This window comes from Kitasatospora sp. GP82, from assembly GCF_029892105.1.
GTDB lineage: Bacteria > Actinomycetota > Actinomycetes > Streptomycetales > Streptomycetaceae > Kitasatospora.
Genome location: NZ_JARZAJ010000011.1, coordinates 209,856 through 227,792, shown reverse-complemented (window position 1 = coordinate 227,792; position 17,937 = coordinate 209,856). Strand labels below are relative to the sequence as shown.

Here is a 17,937-nt window from a genome sequence, read left to right as displayed (position 1 = left end):
CCTTCTGGGCCGCCCACCACTGGTACTAAGCCATGCCCAACAAACACACCCACACGAACGGGCCCGGTGCACACGCACCGGGCCCTTCGTCATGCCACCTCCGGCAGCAGCCGGTCCAGATAGGTGTCCAGTGCGGCCTCCAGATCGGCCGCTGCCAGCGTTCCGGGTGAGCTGACCGCGTCGAGATGGCCGGCCTGGTCCGGGCCTGGTGGCTCGCCGACCCCGGCGCACCGCGTGGCAGCTGCTGGTCCGCTTCCTCGACCCCGACAGCGGCACCGTGCGCCTCGACGGCGAGGACATCAGGGACGTGACCCTCGGCTCGCTGCGCGCGGCCATGACGCTCCTCCCCCAGCAGTCGTCACTGTTCCACACCACGATCCGGGAGAACACCGCCTACGGCAGGCCCGACGCCTCACGGGCCGACATCGAACGGGCCGCCATGGCAGCCGACGCCCACGGCTCCATCACGGCGCTGCCGGACGGCTACCTGAGCGAGATCGGCAGCGACGGCTTCCGGCTCTCCGGAGGACAGCCCCAGCGGATCGCGATCGCCCGTGCTTTTCTGCGCAGCACTCCCGTCCTGGTCCCGGACGAGCCCACCGCGGGCTTGGACGACCGGTCCGCAGAGCGCGTGATCACCCCGCTGCGGCACCTCATGGCCGGACGCACCACCGTCCTGATCACGCACGACCGGGCCTTCGCCCGCACCGCCGACTCCATCCTCAGGCTGGGCCCTGACGACACGACGCCGACGGCCGCGGCTTTACCGGAACAAGGTCCCTTCACAGGGACAGGACGATGGCGGCGCCGATGCCGCCCAGGCCCAGGGCGACGGTTGCTTCGTACCACCCGCCACTGCCCCAGCGGAACGGGCGGTCCAGCGCAAAGCGTCCGGGGCCGATGGCGGCGAGGGCGAGCGCGACCAGTGCGATGCACAGGGGGTACTCCATTCCACCCTCGGTCTCCCACAGCCCGCGGGCCGAGGTGACGACCATCGCATTGATCATCACCCCGATCACGGTGGCGGCCGCCAGCGGGGTGAGCAGACCGGCGGCCAGGCCCAGGCCGCCGAGCATCTCCGAGGCACCGGCCACGCCGGCGAAGAGAGTCCCGGGGTGGTAGCCCAAGGCTTCGAAGCCCTTGCCGGTGGCACTCAGGCCGTGCCCGCCGAACAGGCCGAAGAGCTTCTGGGCGCCGTGGCCGGCCAGCAGCAGACCGATCGACCGGAGCAGAAGCAGACCAGCGTCGGCAGCGGACACCGGTGGCGGGTGCACAGAAATGGTGGCGGTGGGTCGGGGAGAGGCCCGCAGCCGCTCGATAATCCGTTTCATGGCGAAGCTCCTTTGCCTCGCGCCGCCACTCCCGGGGAGCAGTCGTCGACCGCCCGAGGCGTCGGCATGCACCATCGGGTTGAGCACTGTCGAGTTGGGCGGCCGCAGAACATGCATACGACCAACACATGCATCTACTACGTTCCACCTCGTGGGAGGGATTGCCCGATGCCCGGCGGACCGGCGGTGATCCGCCGATGATTGGTCGGTGAGAAGTCGGCGAGTCGTCGGTACGGTCACGCGATGCTACGAGGCGCAGAGCCCGGACAGCGAGGGAATGTTCAACATTCAACTCATGTTGTCGCAACAGCACGGCTTGCAGCACCCAGAACAGCTCCGGGAGCGGCTTCCGAAGGAGAGTCCGATGCCCGCAATCACCGTTCAGAACATCCTCACCCTCCCCCGTGTCCCCCGTCCCGACCGCACGGTCCTCGTCCAGCGGCCGGTGAGCTCGGTGACCACCGCGCCCAGCGGCTTCGAGGGAGAGGGCTTCCCCGTCAGGCGCGCCTTCGCCGGCGTGAGCACCCGGGATCTCGACCCCTTCATCCACATGGACCAGATGGGCGAGGTCGACTACGCGCCGGGTGAGGCCAAGGGCACCCCGTGGCACCCCCACCGCGGCTTCGAGACCGTCACCTACATGATCGACGGCATCTTCGAGCACGCCGACTCCAACGGCGGCGGCGGTGTCATCACCAACGGCGACACCCAGTGGATGACCGCCGGAAGCGGGATCCTGCACATCGAAGCGCCCCCGGAGCACCTCGTGGTCTCCGGAGGACTGTTCCACGGCATCCAGCTGTGGGTGAACCTGCCCCGCGCCAACAAGTGGAACCCGCCTCGGTACCAGGGCATCCAGGGCCGCGAGGCGCTACTGCTCGCCTCCGAGGACGGCGGCGCACTCGTCCGCGTCATTGCCGGGGAGGTCTCCGGACACACCGGTCCCGGGTCCACCTTCACGCCCATCACCATGATCCACGCCACCGTCAACGCCGGAGCGGAACTGACCCTGCCGTGGCGGCCCGACTTCAACGCGCTCGTCTACGTGCTCGCCGGCCGGGGCACGGTGGGAGCCGAAGCGCATCCCGTCCACACCGGGCAGCTGGCCGTCTACGGTCCGGGCGACCTCGTGACGCTCGACGCCGCGCAGCAGCAGGACAGCCGCACGCCGGAACTGGAGGTGCTGATCCTCGGCGGCCGGCCGATCGGCGAACCCGTCGCGCACTACGGCCCGTTCGTGATGAACACCGAGGCCGAGCTGCGGCAGGCGGTCGAGGACTATCGGGCAGGTCGGCTCGGCGTCGTCCCCGCCGTGCATCTGCCGCACGGAAGGGGTGTCTGACGATGGAACTGAACCTCGCCGGCGGCGTCGCCGTAGTCACGGGCGGGTCCGCAGCGCGCGTCAGATCGCCGACGACCACGTCGGCGCCCGTGGCGCGCAACGCCTCGGCACGGTCGTCCGCACGGCGGACGAGCGCCCGGACGGACAGACCCCGTCGCCGGAGCGACTCGACCACAGCCCGGCCGACGGCTCCGACGCTCCCCGCGGCACCGGTCACGAGGATCGGTCTCTCATCCGGCATCGGCATCTCCCGGTCCGAGCCCTTGCCGCACGGTGTCACGGTGCGGCCGCTGGGCCGCACGAGATCGGGGGCGCCGCCGGCGATGGCGCTTCCGTGGTCGTCGGGCTTGCGGAAGCCGCCGGTCCCGAGCGTCGGCTCGGATACCCGCAGCCCCGTTCCGTTTCCGAAGACCTGATACCGCATGTCGATTCCCTTCGATCCGACCGGCACCGTTGGTCCTGTTGTCCCGAAGCGTCAGATCACTTGCAGGAACGTGCCGTTGGCGAGGTCACCGGCTCAAACACGGTCTGCGCCGGACAGCGGGCGCCACGCTGGCGCGTGGCTCTGACGAGGGGTCGTCATCGGTCGCCCGCCGCTGACGTACGACTCCGCCGGGCCGACGGTCAGTCCGTCCGGTGATGGCCGCCGACCTACCCGGCGGTGTCGACACGCGAGGGCGAACCGGTGCGGGCGGACCGGCCGTTGCGGCCCGCGTGGGCGGGACGGCTGCGGCGGCTGCGGCCGGAAGAGGCGTTGCGGCGGGGGCGTTCGCGGACCGGGTCGGCCACCACCACGGGCACACCGCTGGGGACGCGGGCGCCGGTGATCCGGGCGAGTTCCTCGTCGCTGGAGTGGACCCGGGCGGAGCCGGGGGTGATTCCGGCGGTCGCCATCATGCGGGCCGTCTGGCGGCGCTGGCTGGGCAGCACCAGGGTGACGACGGTGCCGGACTCGCCGGCGCGGGCGGTGCGGCCGCCGCGGTGCAGGTAGTCCTTGTGGTCGGTGGGCGGGTCGATGTTGACGACCAGGTCCAGACCGTCGATGTGGATGCCGCGGGCGGCGACGTTGGTGGCGATCAGCGCGGTCACCGCTCCGGTGCGGAACTGCTCCAGGGTGCGGGTGCGCTGGGGCTGGGACTTGCCACCGTGCAGCGCGGCCGCCTTCACCCCGTTGGCCAGCAGGTCCTCCACCAGGCGGTCGGCGCCGTCCTTGGTGTCGGTGAACATGATCACGCCGCCGTCGCGGGAGGCGATGTGGGCGATGGCCGCGTTCTTGTCGGAGTGCTGCACATGCAGCAGGTGGTGCTCCATGGTGCTGACCGTGGCGGCGGACGGGTCCACGGAGTGGGTCACGGGGTCCTTGAGGAAGCGGCGGACCAGCCGGTCGACGTTGCGGTCGAGGGTGGCGGAGAAGAGCATCGTCTGGTTGTCGGCGGCGACCTGTTCGAGCAGTTCGGTGACCTGGGGCAGGAAGCCCATGTCGGCCATCTGGTCAGCCTCGTCGAGAACCGTGATCTGGACGCCGTCGAGCCGGCAGTCACCGCGCTGGATCAGGTCTTTGAGTCGGCCCGGGGTGGCGACGACGACCTCCGCTCCCCGGTTCAGGGACTTGGCCTGGCCGCCGATGGACATACCGCCCACCACCGTCGCCATCCGGAGCTGGACGGCGCGGGCGTAGGGGGTGAGGGCGGTGGTGACCTGCTGGGCGAGCTCACGGGTGGGGACCAGCACCAGGGCCAGCGGCCGACGGGGTTCGGCGCGCCGGCCAGCGGTGCGGGCCAGCAGGGCGAGGCCGAAGGCGATGGTCTTGCCGGATCCCGTGCGACCCCGGCCCAGCACGTCGCGGCCGGCCAGCGAGTTCGGCAGCGTGGCGGCCTGGATCGGGAACGGCGAGGTGACACCCTGTCGGGTCAAGGTCGCCAGCAGGGCGTTCGGCATGTCCAGCTCGCCGAACGACTCGACGGCCGGCAGCGCCGGAGTGGTGCTGACGGGAAGCGCGAACTCGGCGTGTGCCGAAGGGATCTGACGTCCCCTCGGCCCGGATGAGCGCTGTGCACCGGAGCGGGACCCGTAGCCGGAGCCACCGCCGGAGCGAGAGCCGGACGAGGAACGCGAACCGGAAGCGGAGCGCGAACCGGAACTCTGGTACGAAGAACGACTGGAACGAATCATGCGAAAACCTTCCTCAGGACGGCACGTCGCAAGGAGGAGTCCGGGGCGCAGAAGCGCACGGAGGCCGCAGGAACGAGCCAGGAATACGGAGAGTGGGCCGTGGACGGCAGAACCGTACGGCAGGTCGTCTACGGTCGGCGCTCGCCGGAAGCGGCGGCGGAAACCTCGAACCGTGACATCTCACGGCAGGGTGCCGATCCGGACGCGGCGCGGAGCATCTCGCGTGGGATGGTCACCGGTGGCAGAGCCAGAGGCCTGAGCGGACCGGACTGTTCCTGGTGCACTGCCGAGGGGCCCGCACCGAGCATGTACGCGGTGCGGGCCCCTGCTGCTTGGCGGGTGCCTTAGCAGAAAAAATCAGAGCGGGCGAATGTTCTCCGCCTGCGGGCCCTTCTGGCCCTGCGTGACGTCGAACTCGACCTTCTGGCCCTCGAGCAGCTCACGGAAGCCGTTGGCGTTGATGTTCGAGTAGTGGGCGAAGACGTCAGCGCCGCCACCGTCCTGCTCGATGAAGCCGAAGCCCTTTTCCGAGTTGAACCACTTCACGGTGCCATTAGCCATTAAAAATCTCCTTCAAGGGACTGTCCGAAACCCGCGACATGCGGACTCCGCGTCGCCGTGATGATGACCCGCCCCGGGGAAGAGCCGAGGAAACAAAAATGCGCCTGAAGGTCGAAAACCAGCAGGCGCACACAAAGTTCATGGGAACCACAACTGCAACTGACTCGACTGTAGCAGGGTTTCAGCCGCAGCGGGGGAAATACCGCGGACCGGTTTGCTGCAGCGCCCGTGCCCGCGCTGCCGACAGCCCCGGGAGTCGCATCCCGCCACGGGGCTCACCCAGCCGCTGGCACGGCCTGCCGGCCAGGGCTGGGTGCGGCCCGACGATCAAACCGAGGGCGCAGCACGGGACCTCGTTCAGTCCGTAGGCCTCGAAATGTCCCACGAACGTCGTCATGGGCGCATACTGCTAGTGATGAAGAAATCAGCCGCAGCCCGGCGCACTCTACCGACAAGCCCCTTCAAGCCCCCTGCCCCGCCCGTCCTCAAGGAATTTGCCGTCGGGGACCGGGTGACACACGACCAGTACGGTCTTGGCCGGGCCATCGCCATCGAGAGCGACAGCACGGTGCTCGTCGATTTCGGTTCACGACAGGAGCGCATCGCGCAGCCGTACGCACGAATGTTCAAGCTCTGAGCCTCCGCACCGCAGTTGACGACTGCGTGGCGTGAGTGTCCGGCCACACCCACCGGTGCGGCCGCGATGGGTGATGACCATGGCCATGCCTGCGTCTGCGTCGGCGCGCTGCCCTGAGCCGCCGGAGCAGGCGGCAGCAGGGCAGCGCCGGGTGCGGTGTCGGGCCTGGATCTGCTGACGATCCGCCCGGCCCTGAGCGATGGCGGTCTTGCGCGGCTTGGCGCGCTCGGCGACCGGGATGCGCAGTGTGAGGGCACCTGCGTCGTAGTCGGACTTGATTCCGTCGGCGTCGACATCCAGGCGGCCCGCGACGCTGGCGCGAGCCGGGCCGATCTCGCCCACCCCCTCGGCGTCACCAGCCGCCAGGCGGCCGAACGGCGCTACCTGTGTCTGCGCCCCGCGGAAGCCACCGACAGTGCCACCGACAGCACCGGCGACCAGCGAGTGAAAGCCGAACGCGACCGCCGCGCCCCAGAACGCGCCGTCACCGCCTGGGCCCGCCACATCTCGGCCGACCTGCGCCGCCTCGCTGGACAGATCGGCGCACTCGACGACCTCACCACCGGGGCCCGGCCACACATCGACAGTCTTCTGCGCGCCCTCGGCGACAACGACGCCGCCCGGCTCATCGGCCCCCTCGTGGACACACGTCCCCATCTCGAAGACAGCCACCCCGACCTCGCCGCGCGTGTGGACGCCCTCACCCGCCACACCGCCGAGCTTCGACGGCACAGCAACGACCAGCGCCGCACCGACCCCCGACCCGGCCGGTAGCAACCTCCGTCAGGCCGACATTGACATTCCGTGAGCACTCATACAATCTTCTCGGCATGTGCATGTCAGACCGTCACACGATCGAGTGCGCCGCCATCGAGCTGGCGCTGATCGGCGTGGCCGCGCACTGCGTCTCCGACATCCACTGTCGCTGAGCCCCGCCGTCCCCCTGCGGGCGCAGTGCCTCTCCCCCTCGGCTCGCTGCCGCCCGCCTTCCTCCGTATGCAGTCGGTAGCGAAAGGCCAGTTCCGATGTCCCGAGTCCTTCTCGTACCCCGCCGCCTCGCCGCGGCCGCCGTCACCTTAGCCCTGGCCTCAGGGGCCGCAGCGTGCGGGCCGAAGAGCGGGAGCGCGGGATCGGATGCCCAACCGCACCCCGGGGGCACGCTGACCGTCCTCAACCAGAACCCGCAGAACAGGTTCGACCCCGCGCGGCTCTACACCTCAGGCGGCGGAAACGTTCCTTCCCTGGTCTTCCGCACCCTCACCACCCGCAACCGGGCCGACGGCGCGGCCGGCACCAAGGTCGTCCCGGATCTGGCCACCGATACCGGCACACCGTCGGCGGACGCGACGGTGTGGACGTACCACCTCAGGGACGGGCTGAAGTTCGAGGACGGCTCGCCGATCACCACCGCCGACATCAAGTACGGCATCGAGCGGTCCTTCGCCCCTGAACTCTCCGGCGGCGCACCCTACTTGCGGGACTGGCTGGCGGGCGCGGCCGACTACCAGGGGCCGTACCAGGACAAGCACGGCCTGGACGCTATCGAGACCCCGGATCCGAAGACGATCGTCTTCCATCTCGACAAGCCCGAGGGCGACTTCCCTTACCTGGCCACCCAGACGCAGTTCGCGCCGGTGCCGCAGGCCAAGGACACCGGGACGAAGTACCAGGACCACCCCGTCTCCTCCGGCCCCTACCAGGTCGTCAAGAACGAGAACGACGGCATGCGTCTCGTACTCCAGCGCAATCCCGACTGGACGCAGGAGAGCGACAGCCAGCGCAGGGCCTATCCGGACACCATCGACGTGCAGGCCGGACTCGACCCGGCGGTGATCAACCAGCGGCTGTCCACCGGCTCCGGCGCCGACGCAGCCGCCGTCACCACCGACACCGACCTCGGCCCGTCCGAACTCGCCCAGCTGGCCGGCGACGGGCAACTCGCCTCACGGGTCGGTACCGGCCACTTCGGATACGTCAACTACCTGGCGTTCAACCCGAAGAGCAAGCCGTTCGACAACCCCAAGGTGCGGGAGGCGATCGCCTACGCCGTCAACCGCACCTCGGTGGTCAACGCCGCGGGCGGCTCTTCGCTCGCCGAGGCCGCCACCACCTACCTGCCGGACCAGGCGGCCTTCGGCCACACGCCGTACGACCCGTTCCCCGCCGGTGCCACCGGCAATCCGGACAAGGCGAAGGAACTGCTGAAGGAGGCCGGCTACCCGGACGGGCTGACCATCACGCTGACCCACTCCACCTCGGCGGGCACCGGCTACGGCCCGAACCTGGCCACCGCCGTCCAGGACGGTCTGAAGGCGGCCGGGATCACCGTCAAGCTCGACGGCCTGGAGGAGAACAAGTACTCCCAGACCATCCACACGGTGAGCACCGAGCCCGGCTTCTTCCTCTCCGGCTGGGGTGCCGACTGGCCGTCCGGCGGCCCGTTCCTCGCGCCGATCTTCGACGGCCGCCAGATCGTCACCGACGGCTACAACTTCAACTCCGCACAGCTCGACGATCCCTCGGTGAACAGCGAGATCGACCGGATCAACAAGATCACCGACCATGACACCGCCGCCGGGCACTGGGGCGCACTGGACCGGCAGATCGGTGCGCAGGCGCTGACCGTCCCGCTGTTCCACCCCGTCTACAAGCGCCTCTACGGCAAGGACATCCGCAACATCGTCATCAGCGACTGGACCGGTGTCCTGGACATCTCCCAGGTCGCGGTCAAGTAGCGCACCGGGTCGGACAGATCGGTCACACAACCATGGCTGCACGAGAACTCCTGGCCGCCGAGGCCGTCACGACCTTCCCGGCCACCGGGACACGACAGGTGTGGCGGCGGCTGCGCACCCAGCGCGCCGCCGTCGCGGCCGGCACCGTCATCGTCCTGCTGCTGCTGATCGCGGCAGCGGCGCCGCTGCTCAGCGCGATCGAGGGCCAGGATCCCACCACCTACCACAACGACCTCATCGACTCGGCCTCCGGTGGCGTGCCCGTCGGACCCTTCGGCGGGGTCGGCGCGGAGCACTGGCTCGGCGTCGAACCGGGCACCGGCCGCGATGTGTTCGCACGGCTGGTCCACGGTGCCCGGGTCTCGATCCTGGTCGCCGTCGGATCGACCGTCGTGCAGGTGCTGCTCGGCGTCACCGTCGGACTGGCCGCCGGTCTGGGCAACCGCCTGCTCGACCAGCTGATCAGCAGCACCACCGACGTGATGCTGGCGCTGCCCTCGCTCGTCTTCTCCATCGCCCTGATGGCGGTCGTGCCGTCCGGCTTCCCCCGCCCGCTTCTGCTGACGCTGGTCATCGGCCTGCTGGGGTGGGGCGGCACCGCACGAGTGGTGCGTGCGCAGACGCTCACCCTCAAGGAGCTCGACTACGTGGCCGCCGCCCGGCTCGGCGGATCCTCCCCGTGGCGGATCGCCCGGCGCGAGCTGCTGCCCTCGCTGGCGGCACCGGTCATCACCTACGCGGCGCTGCTGCTGCCGTCGAACGTGGTCGCCGAGGCGGGGCTGTCCTTCCTCGGCGTCGGTGTCAGACCACCGACCTCCTCGTGGGGGCAGATGCTCTCCAGCGCGACCACCTGGTTCCGGGCCGACCCGACGTACATCCTGTTGCCGGCGGTGCTGCTGTTCGCCACCGTGCTCGCCTTCACCGTGCTCGGGGACAGGGTGCGCATCGCGCTCGACCCGCGCGCGGCCTCGCGGCTGCGGGTCGGCGTGCACAGGAGCGGCACAGGACCGGGCTCCGCTCCGCCGCTGAGGAGCGGCACACCGAACTCGAAGGAGGAGGCGTGAGGGAATATCTGATCCGCCGAATCCTCGGCATGGGCGGCGTTCTGCTCGCCCTCTCCCTGATCGTCTACGCGGTCTTCTACCTCGCTCCCGGCGACCCGGCCCAGCTGGCCTGCGGGCTCAAGTGCAGCCCCGCGCAAGTCCACCAGGTGCGCGCGCAGTTGGGGATCGACGACCCCGTACACCTGCAGTACGCGCACTTCCTCCAGGGGATCGTGACGGGGCGCGACTTCAGTACCGGCACCGGCGTACTGCACTGCCCGGCGCCGTGCCTGGGCGTCTCCTACCGGACCGGTGAACAGGTCACCGGCATGATCGTCGACCGGCTTCCGGTGACCGCGTCGCTCGCCCTCGGCGCGATGGCCCTGTGGCTGACGCTCGGAGTCGGCACCGGAGTGCTCTCCGCGCTGCGCCGCGGCCGCTGGAGCGAGCGGCTGCTGACCGTACTGACGCTGGCCGGCAACTCCGTCCCGGTCTTCGTCATCGCCCTGCTGCTGCTCATGCTCTTCTGCGCGCAACTGCAGTGGCTGCCGTTCCCGAGCTACGTGGGGCTCGGTGAGGACCCGCAGCAGTGGTTCTGGGGACTGTTGCTGCCCTGGGTCTCACTCGCGCTGGTCGAGTCCGCCAAGTACGCCCGGCTGACCCGCTCGTCGATGCTGGAGACCCTCGCCGAGGACCACATCAGGACCTTCAGGGCGTACGGCGTGGGCGAGCGGCAGCTGGTGACCCGGCACGCACTGCGCGGCGCGCTCACCCCGGTGATCGCGCTCAGCGCCATGGACCTCGGGACGATGTTCGGGTCGGCGGTGCTGACCGAGTCGCTCTTCGGGCTGCCGGGGCTGGGGAGGCTGCTGGTGTACTCGGTGAACGTCATCGACCTTCCGGTGGTCGTCGGCCTGGTCATGGTCACCGGATTCTGTGTCGTCCTGGCCAATGCCGTCGCGGACGTGCTGTATGCGGTGGCCGACCGACGGGTGGTCCTGTCATGACGTCCGTACCGCGCATGGACGGATCGCGCTCGGACGGATCGCGCTCGGACGGACCGCTCGTGGACGTACGGGACCTGGTCGTCGAATTCCCGGCCGACGGCGGGTTCGTCCGGGCCGTCGACGGGCTGGACTTCACCCTGGAGGCCGGGCAGGCGCTCGGCATCGTCGGCGAGTCGGGGTCCGGCAAGAGCACCGCCGCGCTCGCGCTGCTCGGCATGCACCAGGGGACCGGCGCGCGGCTGACCGGCTCGATCCGGGTGGCGGGCGTGGACGCGGTGACCGCCGAAGGCGCCGAACTGCGGCGGCTGCGAGGTGAGTCGGCGGCGATCGTGTTCCAGGACCCGCTCTCCGCGCTCGACCCGTACTACCCCGTCGGCGGCCAGATCGCCGAGGTGTTCCGGGCGCACCGCGACGTCTCCCGCCGTGCCGCGCGCGCACGCGCCGTGGAGGTACTCGACCGGGTCGGCATCCCGGACGCGGCACGGCGCGCACGGTCGCGCCCGCACGAGTTCAGCGGCGGCATGCGGCAACGGGTGCTGATCGCGATGGCGCTGGCCTGCGAGCCGCGGCTGCTGATCGCCGACGAGCCGACGACCGCGCTGGACGTGACCGTCCAGGCCCAGATCCTCGACCTGCTGCACGATCTGCGCGCCGAGACCGGTGCCGGACTGATCCTCGTCACCCACGACCTGGGCGTGGTCGCGGGCAGTGTCGACCAGGTACTGGTGATGAAGGACGGCCGGGCGGTGGAGCGCGGACCGGTCAGCGGCGTACTGGGCGCGCCGCGTGAGCCCTACACGCGCGCACTGCTGTCGGCTGTGCCGAGAGTGGACGCGCCCGCGTCCGCCTCCGCCTCCGCCTCCGCCTCCGATGACCGGGGCGACGGTGAGGTGCTGCTCGAAACCGTGGACCTGCGCAGGGAGTTCGGCAGTCGCTCGGCCACGGTGACCGCCGTGGACGGGGTCTCGCTCGCCGTACGCGAGGGCGAGACCCTGGGCATCGTCGGCGAGTCGGGGTCCGGCAAGACGACACTCGGCCGGATGCTGGTACGGCTGTTGGAGCCGAGCGGCGGCCAAGTCCGGTACCGGGGGCAGGACATCGGTGCCCTCGGGGAGAAAGCACTGCGGCCGCTGCGCCGCGAGCTGCAGATGGTCTTCCAGGACCCGGTCTCCTCACTCAACCCGCGTCGCACCGTCGGCGAATCCATCGCCGATCCGCTGCGCGCCGCAGGCGGGTGGGACGACCGAAGGATCCGGACGCGCGTCGGCGAGCTGCTGGAACGGGTCGGGATCGACGCCGACTGGTACCACCGCTATCCGCACGAGCTCTCCGGCGGCCAGCGACAGCGGGTCGGGATCGCACGGGCGCTCGCGCCGGCGCCGAGACTGGTCGTCTGCGACGAGCCGGTCTCCGCACTGGATGTGACGACCCAGGCCCAGGTCGTCGCCCTGCTGGCCGAGTTGCAGCGCGACCTCGGTCTCTCCCTGGTCTTCGTCGCCCACGACCTGGCCGTCGTGCGGCAGGTGAGCGACCGGGTCGCGGTGATGCGCGCCGGACGGATCGTCGAGCAGGGCAGCACGGAAGCGGTGTACGACTCCCCGCAGCACCCCTACACCAAGGGCCTGTTGGCTGCTGTCCCGGTGCTGGACCCACTGGAGTCGGCCACCCGGCGGGACGCACGGCGAGCCCTGGCGGCGGCAGGGCGACGGCCACACATGCAGTAGATCCAGGTCCCACGTCAGCCATGCACTGTCTGGAGGCGCGGGGCTCCGAACAGTGCATGGCTTCCCCCGGACGAGGTAGCTGCGGGTCAGACCTGGGCCGCGATCAGCCGGCGGCGGCCGTGCTCGGCCTGGGCTGCCTTGGCGGCCTTCTCGGCGTCGCGCTTGGCGACCTCCTGGCGGACGATCGGGATGACGTACCGGCCGAAGTCGATCGCGTCGTCGACCGGGGCGTAACCGTGCGCGCAGAAGGTGTCGACGCCGAGGTCGTAGTAGTCGAGCAGGGCCCGGGCGACCGTTTCCGGGGTGCCGACCAGGGCGTTGGAGTCGCCGGCCCCACCGGTGGCGGCGGCGGTCGCGGTCCACAGCGCGCGGTCGTAGCGCTCACCGGCCTCGGCGATGGCGAGCAAGCGCTGGGAGCCGTAGCGCTGATCCTTCGTCAGGATGTCGCCCTCGCAGTGCTGCCGGCTGTCGATGCCGCCCGATATGAAGTGCACCGTGAGCCGACCGTCACTGATCTGGTCGCTTCGGGGATCAGAGTCGGTAATCATGATCTACAGAGGATCAACCAGAGATCAGCAACGGCGTTGATCTAGATCCTTCGCGCCGCGGCACCGCGCGCCCGCCCGGCCGTCGGCGGTGGAGTCGAACCGCGTCGGGGTTCCTCACCGACGCCGACAGCGGCACCACACGCCGCGATCTTCCACACCGGCACCCCGGAAGGGCCACCTCCCCGATGACACTTCGTCATATAGATCTTCAACGGCCGTTGATCATTCGTAGATCGAGGCCGATCATGATGTACCTGAAGCAGCCAGAAGCTGATCGACCCCGACCAGAGGTGTTGAACATGAGCCACGCTGTAACCCGCCTGCTCACCCGCGCCGCCCTGGGTTTCGCCGTCTCGGCGTGTGCACTGACCGCAGTGCTCCCCACGTCCGTGACGGCTGCTCACAGCGGCACGACGACCGGCGCGACCGCCCCCGTCGTGACCACCGTCGGCGGCCAGACGCCGCACAGCAACGGCGGCGACATCGGCCTCAAGGAGTGGAACAGCACCGGCTCGTGACCCGCCGGCGACACCTCACACGGTGTGCGGTGCGGGCCAACCGGCTGCCAGAAGTCGTGCGGTCTCCTCCCGGTCCGGCAACCCCAGCCGGGTGAAGACGGCATGGGCCTCGTGCAGCCGCAGCCCGGCCGCCTCCCGGTCGCCCGACTCGGCCAGCGCCTGGGCCAGTACACGCAGGGCGTAGCCCCGGTCGCGTTCGGCACCGATCCGCGCACAGTCCGCCAGGGCCCGCTCGGCCTGGTGCACTGCGTCCGTCGACCGGCCGAGGGCGCGCAGCGAGTCGGCCAGCCGGTAGCGGGCCTGCGCGGCCCGGACGGGGATGTCCACCTCTCCGCAGAGGTCGAGGCACTCGGTGAAAGCCGTCACCGCCGACTCGAACCGGCCCGCCTCGTGCTGTGCGAGGCCGAGTACGTAGAGCGCGTACGCGGCCCCGTGGCGGTCTCCGACCGCTTGCAGTACCGACAGGGTGGCCTCGCAGGCCAGGGCCGCCTCCTCGGACCGGCCGCTCCTGGCCCGGGCCAGTGCGGCGTTGAGGACGGTCGTCAGCTCACCCGACCGGTGGCCCAAGTCCCTTGCCAGGGCGGCGGATTCGTCGTAGTAGTCGCCTGCCTCCACGAACCGGTGCTGGTACTGGGCGATCATGCCCAGGTCATTGAGCGCCTGACGGAGGATCACGGTGTCCCGAGTCGCCCGGCAGGACTGGGCGGCGCCCCGGCTGTAGCGCTCGGCCTCGGAGAGCCGAGTGGCCTGCAGTGCGACGTTGCCGAGAATGAACTGGGCCCGCCCCTCCGACAACCGGTCTCCGGTGAACACCGCCACCTCGGCCACCGCCGAGGCGGCGATGGCGAGTTGCTCGTACTGTACGTCCCGGCCGAACGGAGTCAGCGCGATCAGCAGGTCGGCGGCGGTCCGCAGCATCGCACTGCCGTCAGCGGGCAGTTCCACGGTGGCCGCGAGCACCGCGGCCACCGCGCCTTCCGCCTCGGCCGACACCCAGGCACGGGCGGCGCCGACATCGGTGAACCACAGACCGCGGGCCGGCGAGACGGACAGCGTGGTGGCGACCGGGTCCCCCGGCACCATGACCTGGAACGCCGACGAGACCGTGGCCAGCAGGAAGTCCAGCAGCCGGCCGATCGCGGTGATCCGCTCGGCCCCCTGCTCCCTTCGAGCCGACTGCTCCAGCGCGAAGGCCCGGAGCAGGTCGTGGCAGCCGTACCGGTCGGCGCTGCGGGCGATCAGCATACCGGCGTCGACCAGGCCCTCCAGCAACTGCTCGGCGGAATCCTCCGAGACGCCGAGTACCGCAGCCGCGGCCGGCAGGCCGATGTCCGGCCGCGCGGTGCCGGCGATCAGGCGGAACGCCCTGGCCTGGTCGTCCGTCAGGTGCCGGTAGCCCCACTCGAAGGCGGTGGCCACGGCGAAGTCACCGACCACCAGCTCCGCCATCCGGCGGCGCTCGTCGGCCAGCTTCCCGGCCAGCCGCGCCACCGTCCAGGCCGGTCGCGAGGCCAGACGGGCCGCCACGATACGGACGGCGAGCGGCAGATGGCCGCAGGCCGCGACCAACTCCCGTGCGGCCTGCGGGTCGGCGGCCACCCGCTGGGCGCCGGCCACCTTGGCGAGCAGGGCCAGAGCCTCCTCGGTCTCGAAGACCTCCAGGTCTAGCTGGGTCTCGGCCGGCAGGCCGAAGAGCCGGCGACGACTGGTCAGGATGACGGCGCAGCTGTCGGAGCCGGGCAGCAGCGGGCGGACCTGGGCGCTGTCCTGGGCGTTGTCGAGCACCACCAGGACCCTCCGCCCGTCGAGCAGGGAACGATAGAGCCGGGCGCGGTCCGCCACCGTCTTCGGCAGCGCGGGACCGGTGACTCCCAGGGCGGCGAGAAAGCTCGCCAGCACCTCGCCCGGCGCGGCCGCACGGGTCTCGTCACCGCCGAGATCGGCGTGCAACTGCCCGTCGGGGAAGCTGCCACGGACCCGGTGGGCGACTCGCAGGGCCGCCGTGGTCTTGCCCACTCCCCCCATGCCGATCAGTACAGCGGTGCGCACTCCCTCGGCGGTGGGCCCGGCGAGAGCCTCGCACAGCTGGGCGAGCACCCTTTCACGGCCGGTGAAGTCGGCTATGTCGGAGGGAAGTTGAGCCGGAACGGGAAGCGCGGCGACAGGCTGTTCCGGGCCGTCGGCCGTCGGGGCGTCAGCCGAGCTTCGGTCGAGTGCGGGACCGGGGCCGGTCACGGACGCGCCGGTGGACGCGGGCCCCGGCTCCACCGCGAGCTCCGGGTCGTTCGCCAGCACCTGCCGATGGAGGGCCTGAAGCTCCGGTCCCGGAGCGACTCCCAACGCCTCACCGAGCAGCCGCCGCACGCCGTCGAAGACCGTGAGCGCGTCGGCCTGCCGACCACTCGCGTACAGGGCCCGCATCAGCATGGCGTACGGGCGCTCGCGCGTCGGGTGCTCGGTGGTGAACTCGGCCAGCGCAGGGACCATCAGCGTGAAGCGCCCGAGCTGTAGTTCACAGTCGAACTGCCGCTCCCTCAGGGCCAGTCGGAGCTCACCGAGCCGGTCACGCTGGCGCTGCGCGTACGGCCCGGGAATCCCCGCGAGGGGCTCGCCCCGCCACAGGCCGATCGCCGCATCCAGCAGCCGCGCCGCCTCTGCCGTGTCCCCGTCCTCCTGGGCCCGCGCGGCGGCCTCGGACAGCCGCTCGGCCTGCCAGGCGTCCAGGTTCTCCGGCGGCAGGTCGAGCTGGTACCCGTCACCGACCGACTGGAGCATCCGCCCTTCGGCCCCGGCCTGCTCCAACGCCCGCCGCCAGCGCCAGGCGTAGGTCCGCAGGACGCGCACCGCACTGTCGGGCACCTCCTCGCCCCAGAGCGCGTAGATCAGCTCCTCGGCCGGCACGGCCCGGCCGCCGCGCAGCAGCAGGACGGCCAGTACGGCCTGCTGCTGCGGGGAGCCGGTGGAGATGGTGACGGTCTCTCGGTGTGCGGTCATCCGCCCCAGCACGGCGAAACGGATGTCATGCGCCACTTTGAGATCTCCTGAGCCGATGGGTTCGCATTCTGTGCCGGAATCGCCCGGATTATATATGCAATCATTCACTAATAGAACAAAATAGGATGAGCAAAACGGGCAAAGGCGGCCGCATCGGGCGCTCTGCCTCCCGCTTTCGGACCAGGGCCGCCCTCAGCCGGTCTGCTCGGCGGCGGCCCGCTCGATCTCCAGCAGGGACTCCGAGTGGCGCTCGGCCTCGTAGGCGGCCTTGCCGCCGCGCAGCCCGAACAGCCGCTTGGCGACCAGCAGATACACCACCGCGAAGACGTTGAGCGCGAAGATGACGATCTTGACGACCGTGAACCGGTCCACGAGTTCGTAGATCTCCAGCGGCAGGAACGCGGCCGTGGCGACGAGAGCGAAGTACTCGCCCCAGCGGGCCAGCCGCCACAGGCCGACGGCCTCGACGATCTCGACGGCCGCATAGGCGAACAGTCCACCCGCGATGAGCGTGAGCGTGTGCGGCTTGGCATCCAGCACATGCCTCAGATGCTGCACCGTCGAACTGGTGTCGAGATTGACGGCGAACACCTGGGCCAGCGATCTGGCCTGTGGCAGCGCCCGTTCGAACAGCTCCCGCAACGAGGCTTCCGAGCGTTCGAACCGGAGGACCGCGTAGCCCAGAACCAGGAACAGCAGGCCCCTGAACAGCCGTTCGACCGCGAGGAGGCGCAGGATGAGCGCGTCCCGGAGCGCCGGACCGCGAAGCAGCTGCGGCGCCTCGTCCGCAGGCCCCGCCCCCCGAGGCGGACCGGGGACGAACACGGCGCACCGCAGACACCGCCATGCCGGTCCACCCGGCGCGACGGCTTGGAGCCGATCGTGCAGCGGACGCTCGTCAGGTGCATAGGTGACATGGCCCTTGACAGAGCAGATCACCATGTTCCAGTCCACGGTCGCCAGTGTAGGCACAGCGCGGCCCCCGGCCCCGAGGGCTCGGCGGCGCCGGCAGTGGGGCGTGGCAGCGGATTTCACGCTGGGCGCGCAGTGCCGTAGAGTCAAGGTCATCGACGCGGGGTGGAGCAGCTCGGTAGCTCGCTGGGCTCATAACCCAGAGGTCGCAGGTTCAAATCCTGTCCCCGCTACTGCAAGCCAGGGCCCGGTGCACCCAGTGCACCGGGCCCTGCTGTGTTTCCCGCTCGGGCGGGCGCTGCCCGCCCGCCGTACCGGGTCGGCCGCAGTGAGCGACCGCCGGGTGGGCGTCGCGTCGCGAACCCGCCACCAGCTACGCGCGGCGGGCACGGCGGCGGTATACAGGGAGTGGT

The 17,937-nt window shown here is 70.5% G+C and carries 14 protein-coding genes, 1 tRNA gene and 3 pseudogenes; 11 read left to right on the top strand and 7 right to left on the bottom strand.

Features of this window, described 5'->3' with window-relative positions; genetic code table 11:
• Positions 1 to 208 precede the first annotated feature (208 nt).
• Positions 209 to 592, top strand: a pseudogene (locus tag P3T39_RS14135) (ATP-binding cassette domain-containing protein); the annotation flags it as partial.
• Positions 593 to 782: 190 nt separating this feature from the next.
• Here P3T39_RS14135 and P3T39_RS14130 read toward each other — a convergent pair.
• On the bottom strand, positions 783 to 1,331 hold the full coding sequence (locus P3T39_RS14130; RefSeq protein WP_280697880.1) for a DoxX family protein: 549 nt from the start codon (positions 1,329 to 1,331) through the stop codon (positions 783 to 785).
• 364 nt (positions 1,332 to 1,695) lie between these two features.
• On the opposite strand from P3T39_RS14130, the gene P3T39_RS14125 reads away from it, so the two are divergent.
• A complete protein-coding gene (locus P3T39_RS14125; protein ID WP_280697879.1) occupies positions 1,696 to 2,673 on the top strand; it encodes a pirin family protein in 978 nt (325 codons plus the stop codon).
• Between the two features lie 58 nt (positions 2,674 to 2,731).
• On the opposite strand, the pseudogene P3T39_RS14120 reads toward P3T39_RS14125, so the two are convergent.
• The 3 genes and pseudogenes from P3T39_RS14120 to P3T39_RS14110 form a co-directional block, all read right to left on the bottom strand.
• Positions 2,732 to 2,914, bottom strand: a pseudogene (locus tag P3T39_RS14120) (NAD(P)H-binding protein); the annotation flags it as partial.
• A gap of 410 nt (positions 2,915 to 3,324) precedes the next feature.
• Positions 3,325 to 4,845: a DEAD/DEAH box helicase gene (locus P3T39_RS14115; protein ID WP_280697878.1), complete on the bottom strand. Its 1,521-nt coding sequence runs from the start codon at positions 4,843 to 4,845 to the stop codon at positions 3,325 to 3,327.
• Positions 4,846 to 5,202: 357 nt separating this feature from the next.
• Complete coding sequence (locus P3T39_RS14110; RefSeq protein ID WP_280697877.1) at positions 5,203 to 5,406, bottom strand: cold-shock protein; 204 nt, start codon at positions 5,404 to 5,406, stop codon at positions 5,203 to 5,205.
• 415 nt (positions 5,407 to 5,821) lie between these two features.
• On the opposite strand from P3T39_RS14110, the gene P3T39_RS14105 reads away from it, so the two are divergent.
• The 7 genes from P3T39_RS14105 to P3T39_RS14080 all read left to right on the top strand — a co-directional run bounded on the left by P3T39_RS14105 (position 5,822) and on the right by P3T39_RS14080 (position 12,552).
• On the top strand, positions 5,822 to 6,043 hold the full coding sequence (locus P3T39_RS14105) for a hypothetical protein (protein WP_280697876.1): 222 nt from the start codon (positions 5,822 to 5,824) through the stop codon (positions 6,041 to 6,043).
• 156 nt (positions 6,044 to 6,199) lie between these two features.
• On the top strand, positions 6,200 to 6,817 hold the full coding sequence (locus tag P3T39_RS14100) for a hypothetical protein (protein ID WP_280697875.1): 618 nt from the start codon (positions 6,200 to 6,202) through the stop codon (positions 6,815 to 6,817).
• A gap of 56 nt (positions 6,818 to 6,873) precedes the next feature.
• On the top strand, positions 6,874 to 6,972 hold the full coding sequence (locus P3T39_RS37555) for an Ms4533A family Cys-rich leader peptide (protein WP_348534341.1): 99 nt from the start codon (positions 6,874 to 6,876) through the stop codon (positions 6,970 to 6,972).
• Positions 6,973 to 7,068: 96 nt separating this feature from the next.
• Positions 7,069 to 8,778, top strand: a complete 1,710-nt coding sequence (locus P3T39_RS14095) for an ABC transporter substrate-binding protein (RefSeq protein WP_280697874.1) — start codon at positions 7,069 to 7,071, stop codon at positions 8,776 to 8,778.
• 32 nt (positions 8,779 to 8,810) lie between these two features.
• On the top strand, positions 8,811 to 9,842 hold the full coding sequence (locus P3T39_RS14090; RefSeq protein WP_280697873.1) for an ABC transporter permease: 1,032 nt from the start codon (positions 8,811 to 8,813) through the stop codon (positions 9,840 to 9,842).
• Positions 9,839 to 10,828, top strand: a complete 990-nt coding sequence (locus P3T39_RS14085; protein WP_280697872.1) for an ABC transporter permease — start codon at positions 9,839 to 9,841, stop codon at positions 10,826 to 10,828. Before P3T39_RS14090 ends, P3T39_RS14085 begins: the two co-directional genes overlap by 4 nt.
• A complete protein-coding gene (locus P3T39_RS14080; RefSeq protein WP_348534340.1) occupies positions 10,825 to 12,552 on the top strand; it encodes an ABC transporter ATP-binding protein in 1,728 nt (575 codons plus the stop codon). Before P3T39_RS14085 ends, P3T39_RS14080 begins: the two co-directional genes overlap by 4 nt.
• 86 nt (positions 12,553 to 12,638) lie before the next feature.
• On the opposite strand, the pseudogene P3T39_RS14075 reads toward P3T39_RS14080, so the two are convergent.
• Positions 12,639 to 13,031, bottom strand: a pseudogene (locus tag P3T39_RS14075) (LLM class flavin-dependent oxidoreductase); the annotation flags it as partial.
• A gap of 368 nt (positions 13,032 to 13,399) precedes the next feature.
• Here P3T39_RS14075 and P3T39_RS14070 point away from each other — a divergent pair.
• Entirely contained in the window at positions 13,400 to 13,618 is a 219-nt protein-coding gene (locus tag P3T39_RS14070; protein WP_280697871.1) for a hypothetical protein, read from the top strand.
• Between the two features lie 15 nt (positions 13,619 to 13,633).
• Here the strand turns inward: P3T39_RS14070 and P3T39_RS14065 are convergent, their stop codons facing one another.
• Positions 13,634 to 16,648: a BTAD domain-containing putative transcriptional regulator gene (locus tag P3T39_RS14065; protein ID WP_280697870.1), complete on the bottom strand. Its 3,015-nt coding sequence runs from the start codon at positions 16,646 to 16,648 to the stop codon at positions 13,634 to 13,636.
• A 156-nt stretch (positions 16,649 to 16,804) separates the two neighbouring features.
• Positions 16,805 to 17,566 carry a DUF2127 domain-containing protein gene (locus P3T39_RS14060; protein ID WP_280697869.1) on the bottom strand — a complete coding sequence of 254 codons (762 nt, stop codon included), beginning with the start codon at positions 17,564 to 17,566 and terminating at the stop codon, positions 16,805 to 16,807.
• A 117-nt stretch (positions 17,567 to 17,683) separates the two neighbouring features.
• On the opposite strand from P3T39_RS14060, the gene P3T39_RS14055 reads away from it, so the two are divergent.
• Positions 17,684 to 17,757 (top strand) — tRNA-Met (locus tag P3T39_RS14055).
• Positions 17,758 to 17,937: the final 180 nt, after the last annotated feature.

Excerpts from the sequence above, each read along its gene's own strand:
- P3T39_RS14070 (WP_280697871.1), top strand. The coding sequence starts at position 13,400 with ATGAGCCACGCTGTAACCCGCCTGCTCACCCGCGCCGCCCTGGGTTTC.
- P3T39_RS14080 (WP_348534340.1), top strand. The coding sequence starts at position 10,825 with ATGACGTCCGTACCGCGCATGGACGGATCGCGCTCGGACGGATCGCGC.
- P3T39_RS14125 (WP_280697879.1), top strand. The coding sequence starts at position 1,696 with ATGCCCGCAATCACCGTTCAGAACATCCTCACCCTCCCCCGTGTCCCC.
- P3T39_RS14115 (WP_280697878.1), bottom strand. The coding sequence starts at position 4,845 with ATGATTCGTTCCAGTCGTTCTTCGTACCAGAGTTCCGGTTCGCGCTCC.
- P3T39_RS14105 (WP_280697876.1), top strand. The coding sequence starts at position 5,822 with ATGAAGAAATCAGCCGCAGCCCGGCGCACTCTACCGACAAGCCCCTTC.
- P3T39_RS14090 (WP_280697873.1), top strand. The coding sequence starts at position 8,811 with ATGGCTGCACGAGAACTCCTGGCCGCCGAGGCCGTCACGACCTTCCCG.
- P3T39_RS14110 (WP_280697877.1), bottom strand. The coding sequence starts at position 5,406 with ATGGCTAATGGCACCGTGAAGTGGTTCAACTCGGAAAAGGGCTTCGGC.
- P3T39_RS37555 (WP_348534341.1), top strand. The coding sequence starts at position 6,874 with ATGTGCATGTCAGACCGTCACACGATCGAGTGCGCCGCCATCGAGCTG.
- P3T39_RS14130 (WP_280697880.1), bottom strand. The coding sequence starts at position 1,331 with ATGAAACGGATTATCGAGCGGCTGCGGGCCTCTCCCCGACCCACCGCC.
- P3T39_RS14095 (WP_280697874.1), top strand. The coding sequence starts at position 7,069 with ATGTCCCGAGTCCTTCTCGTACCCCGCCGCCTCGCCGCGGCCGCCGTC.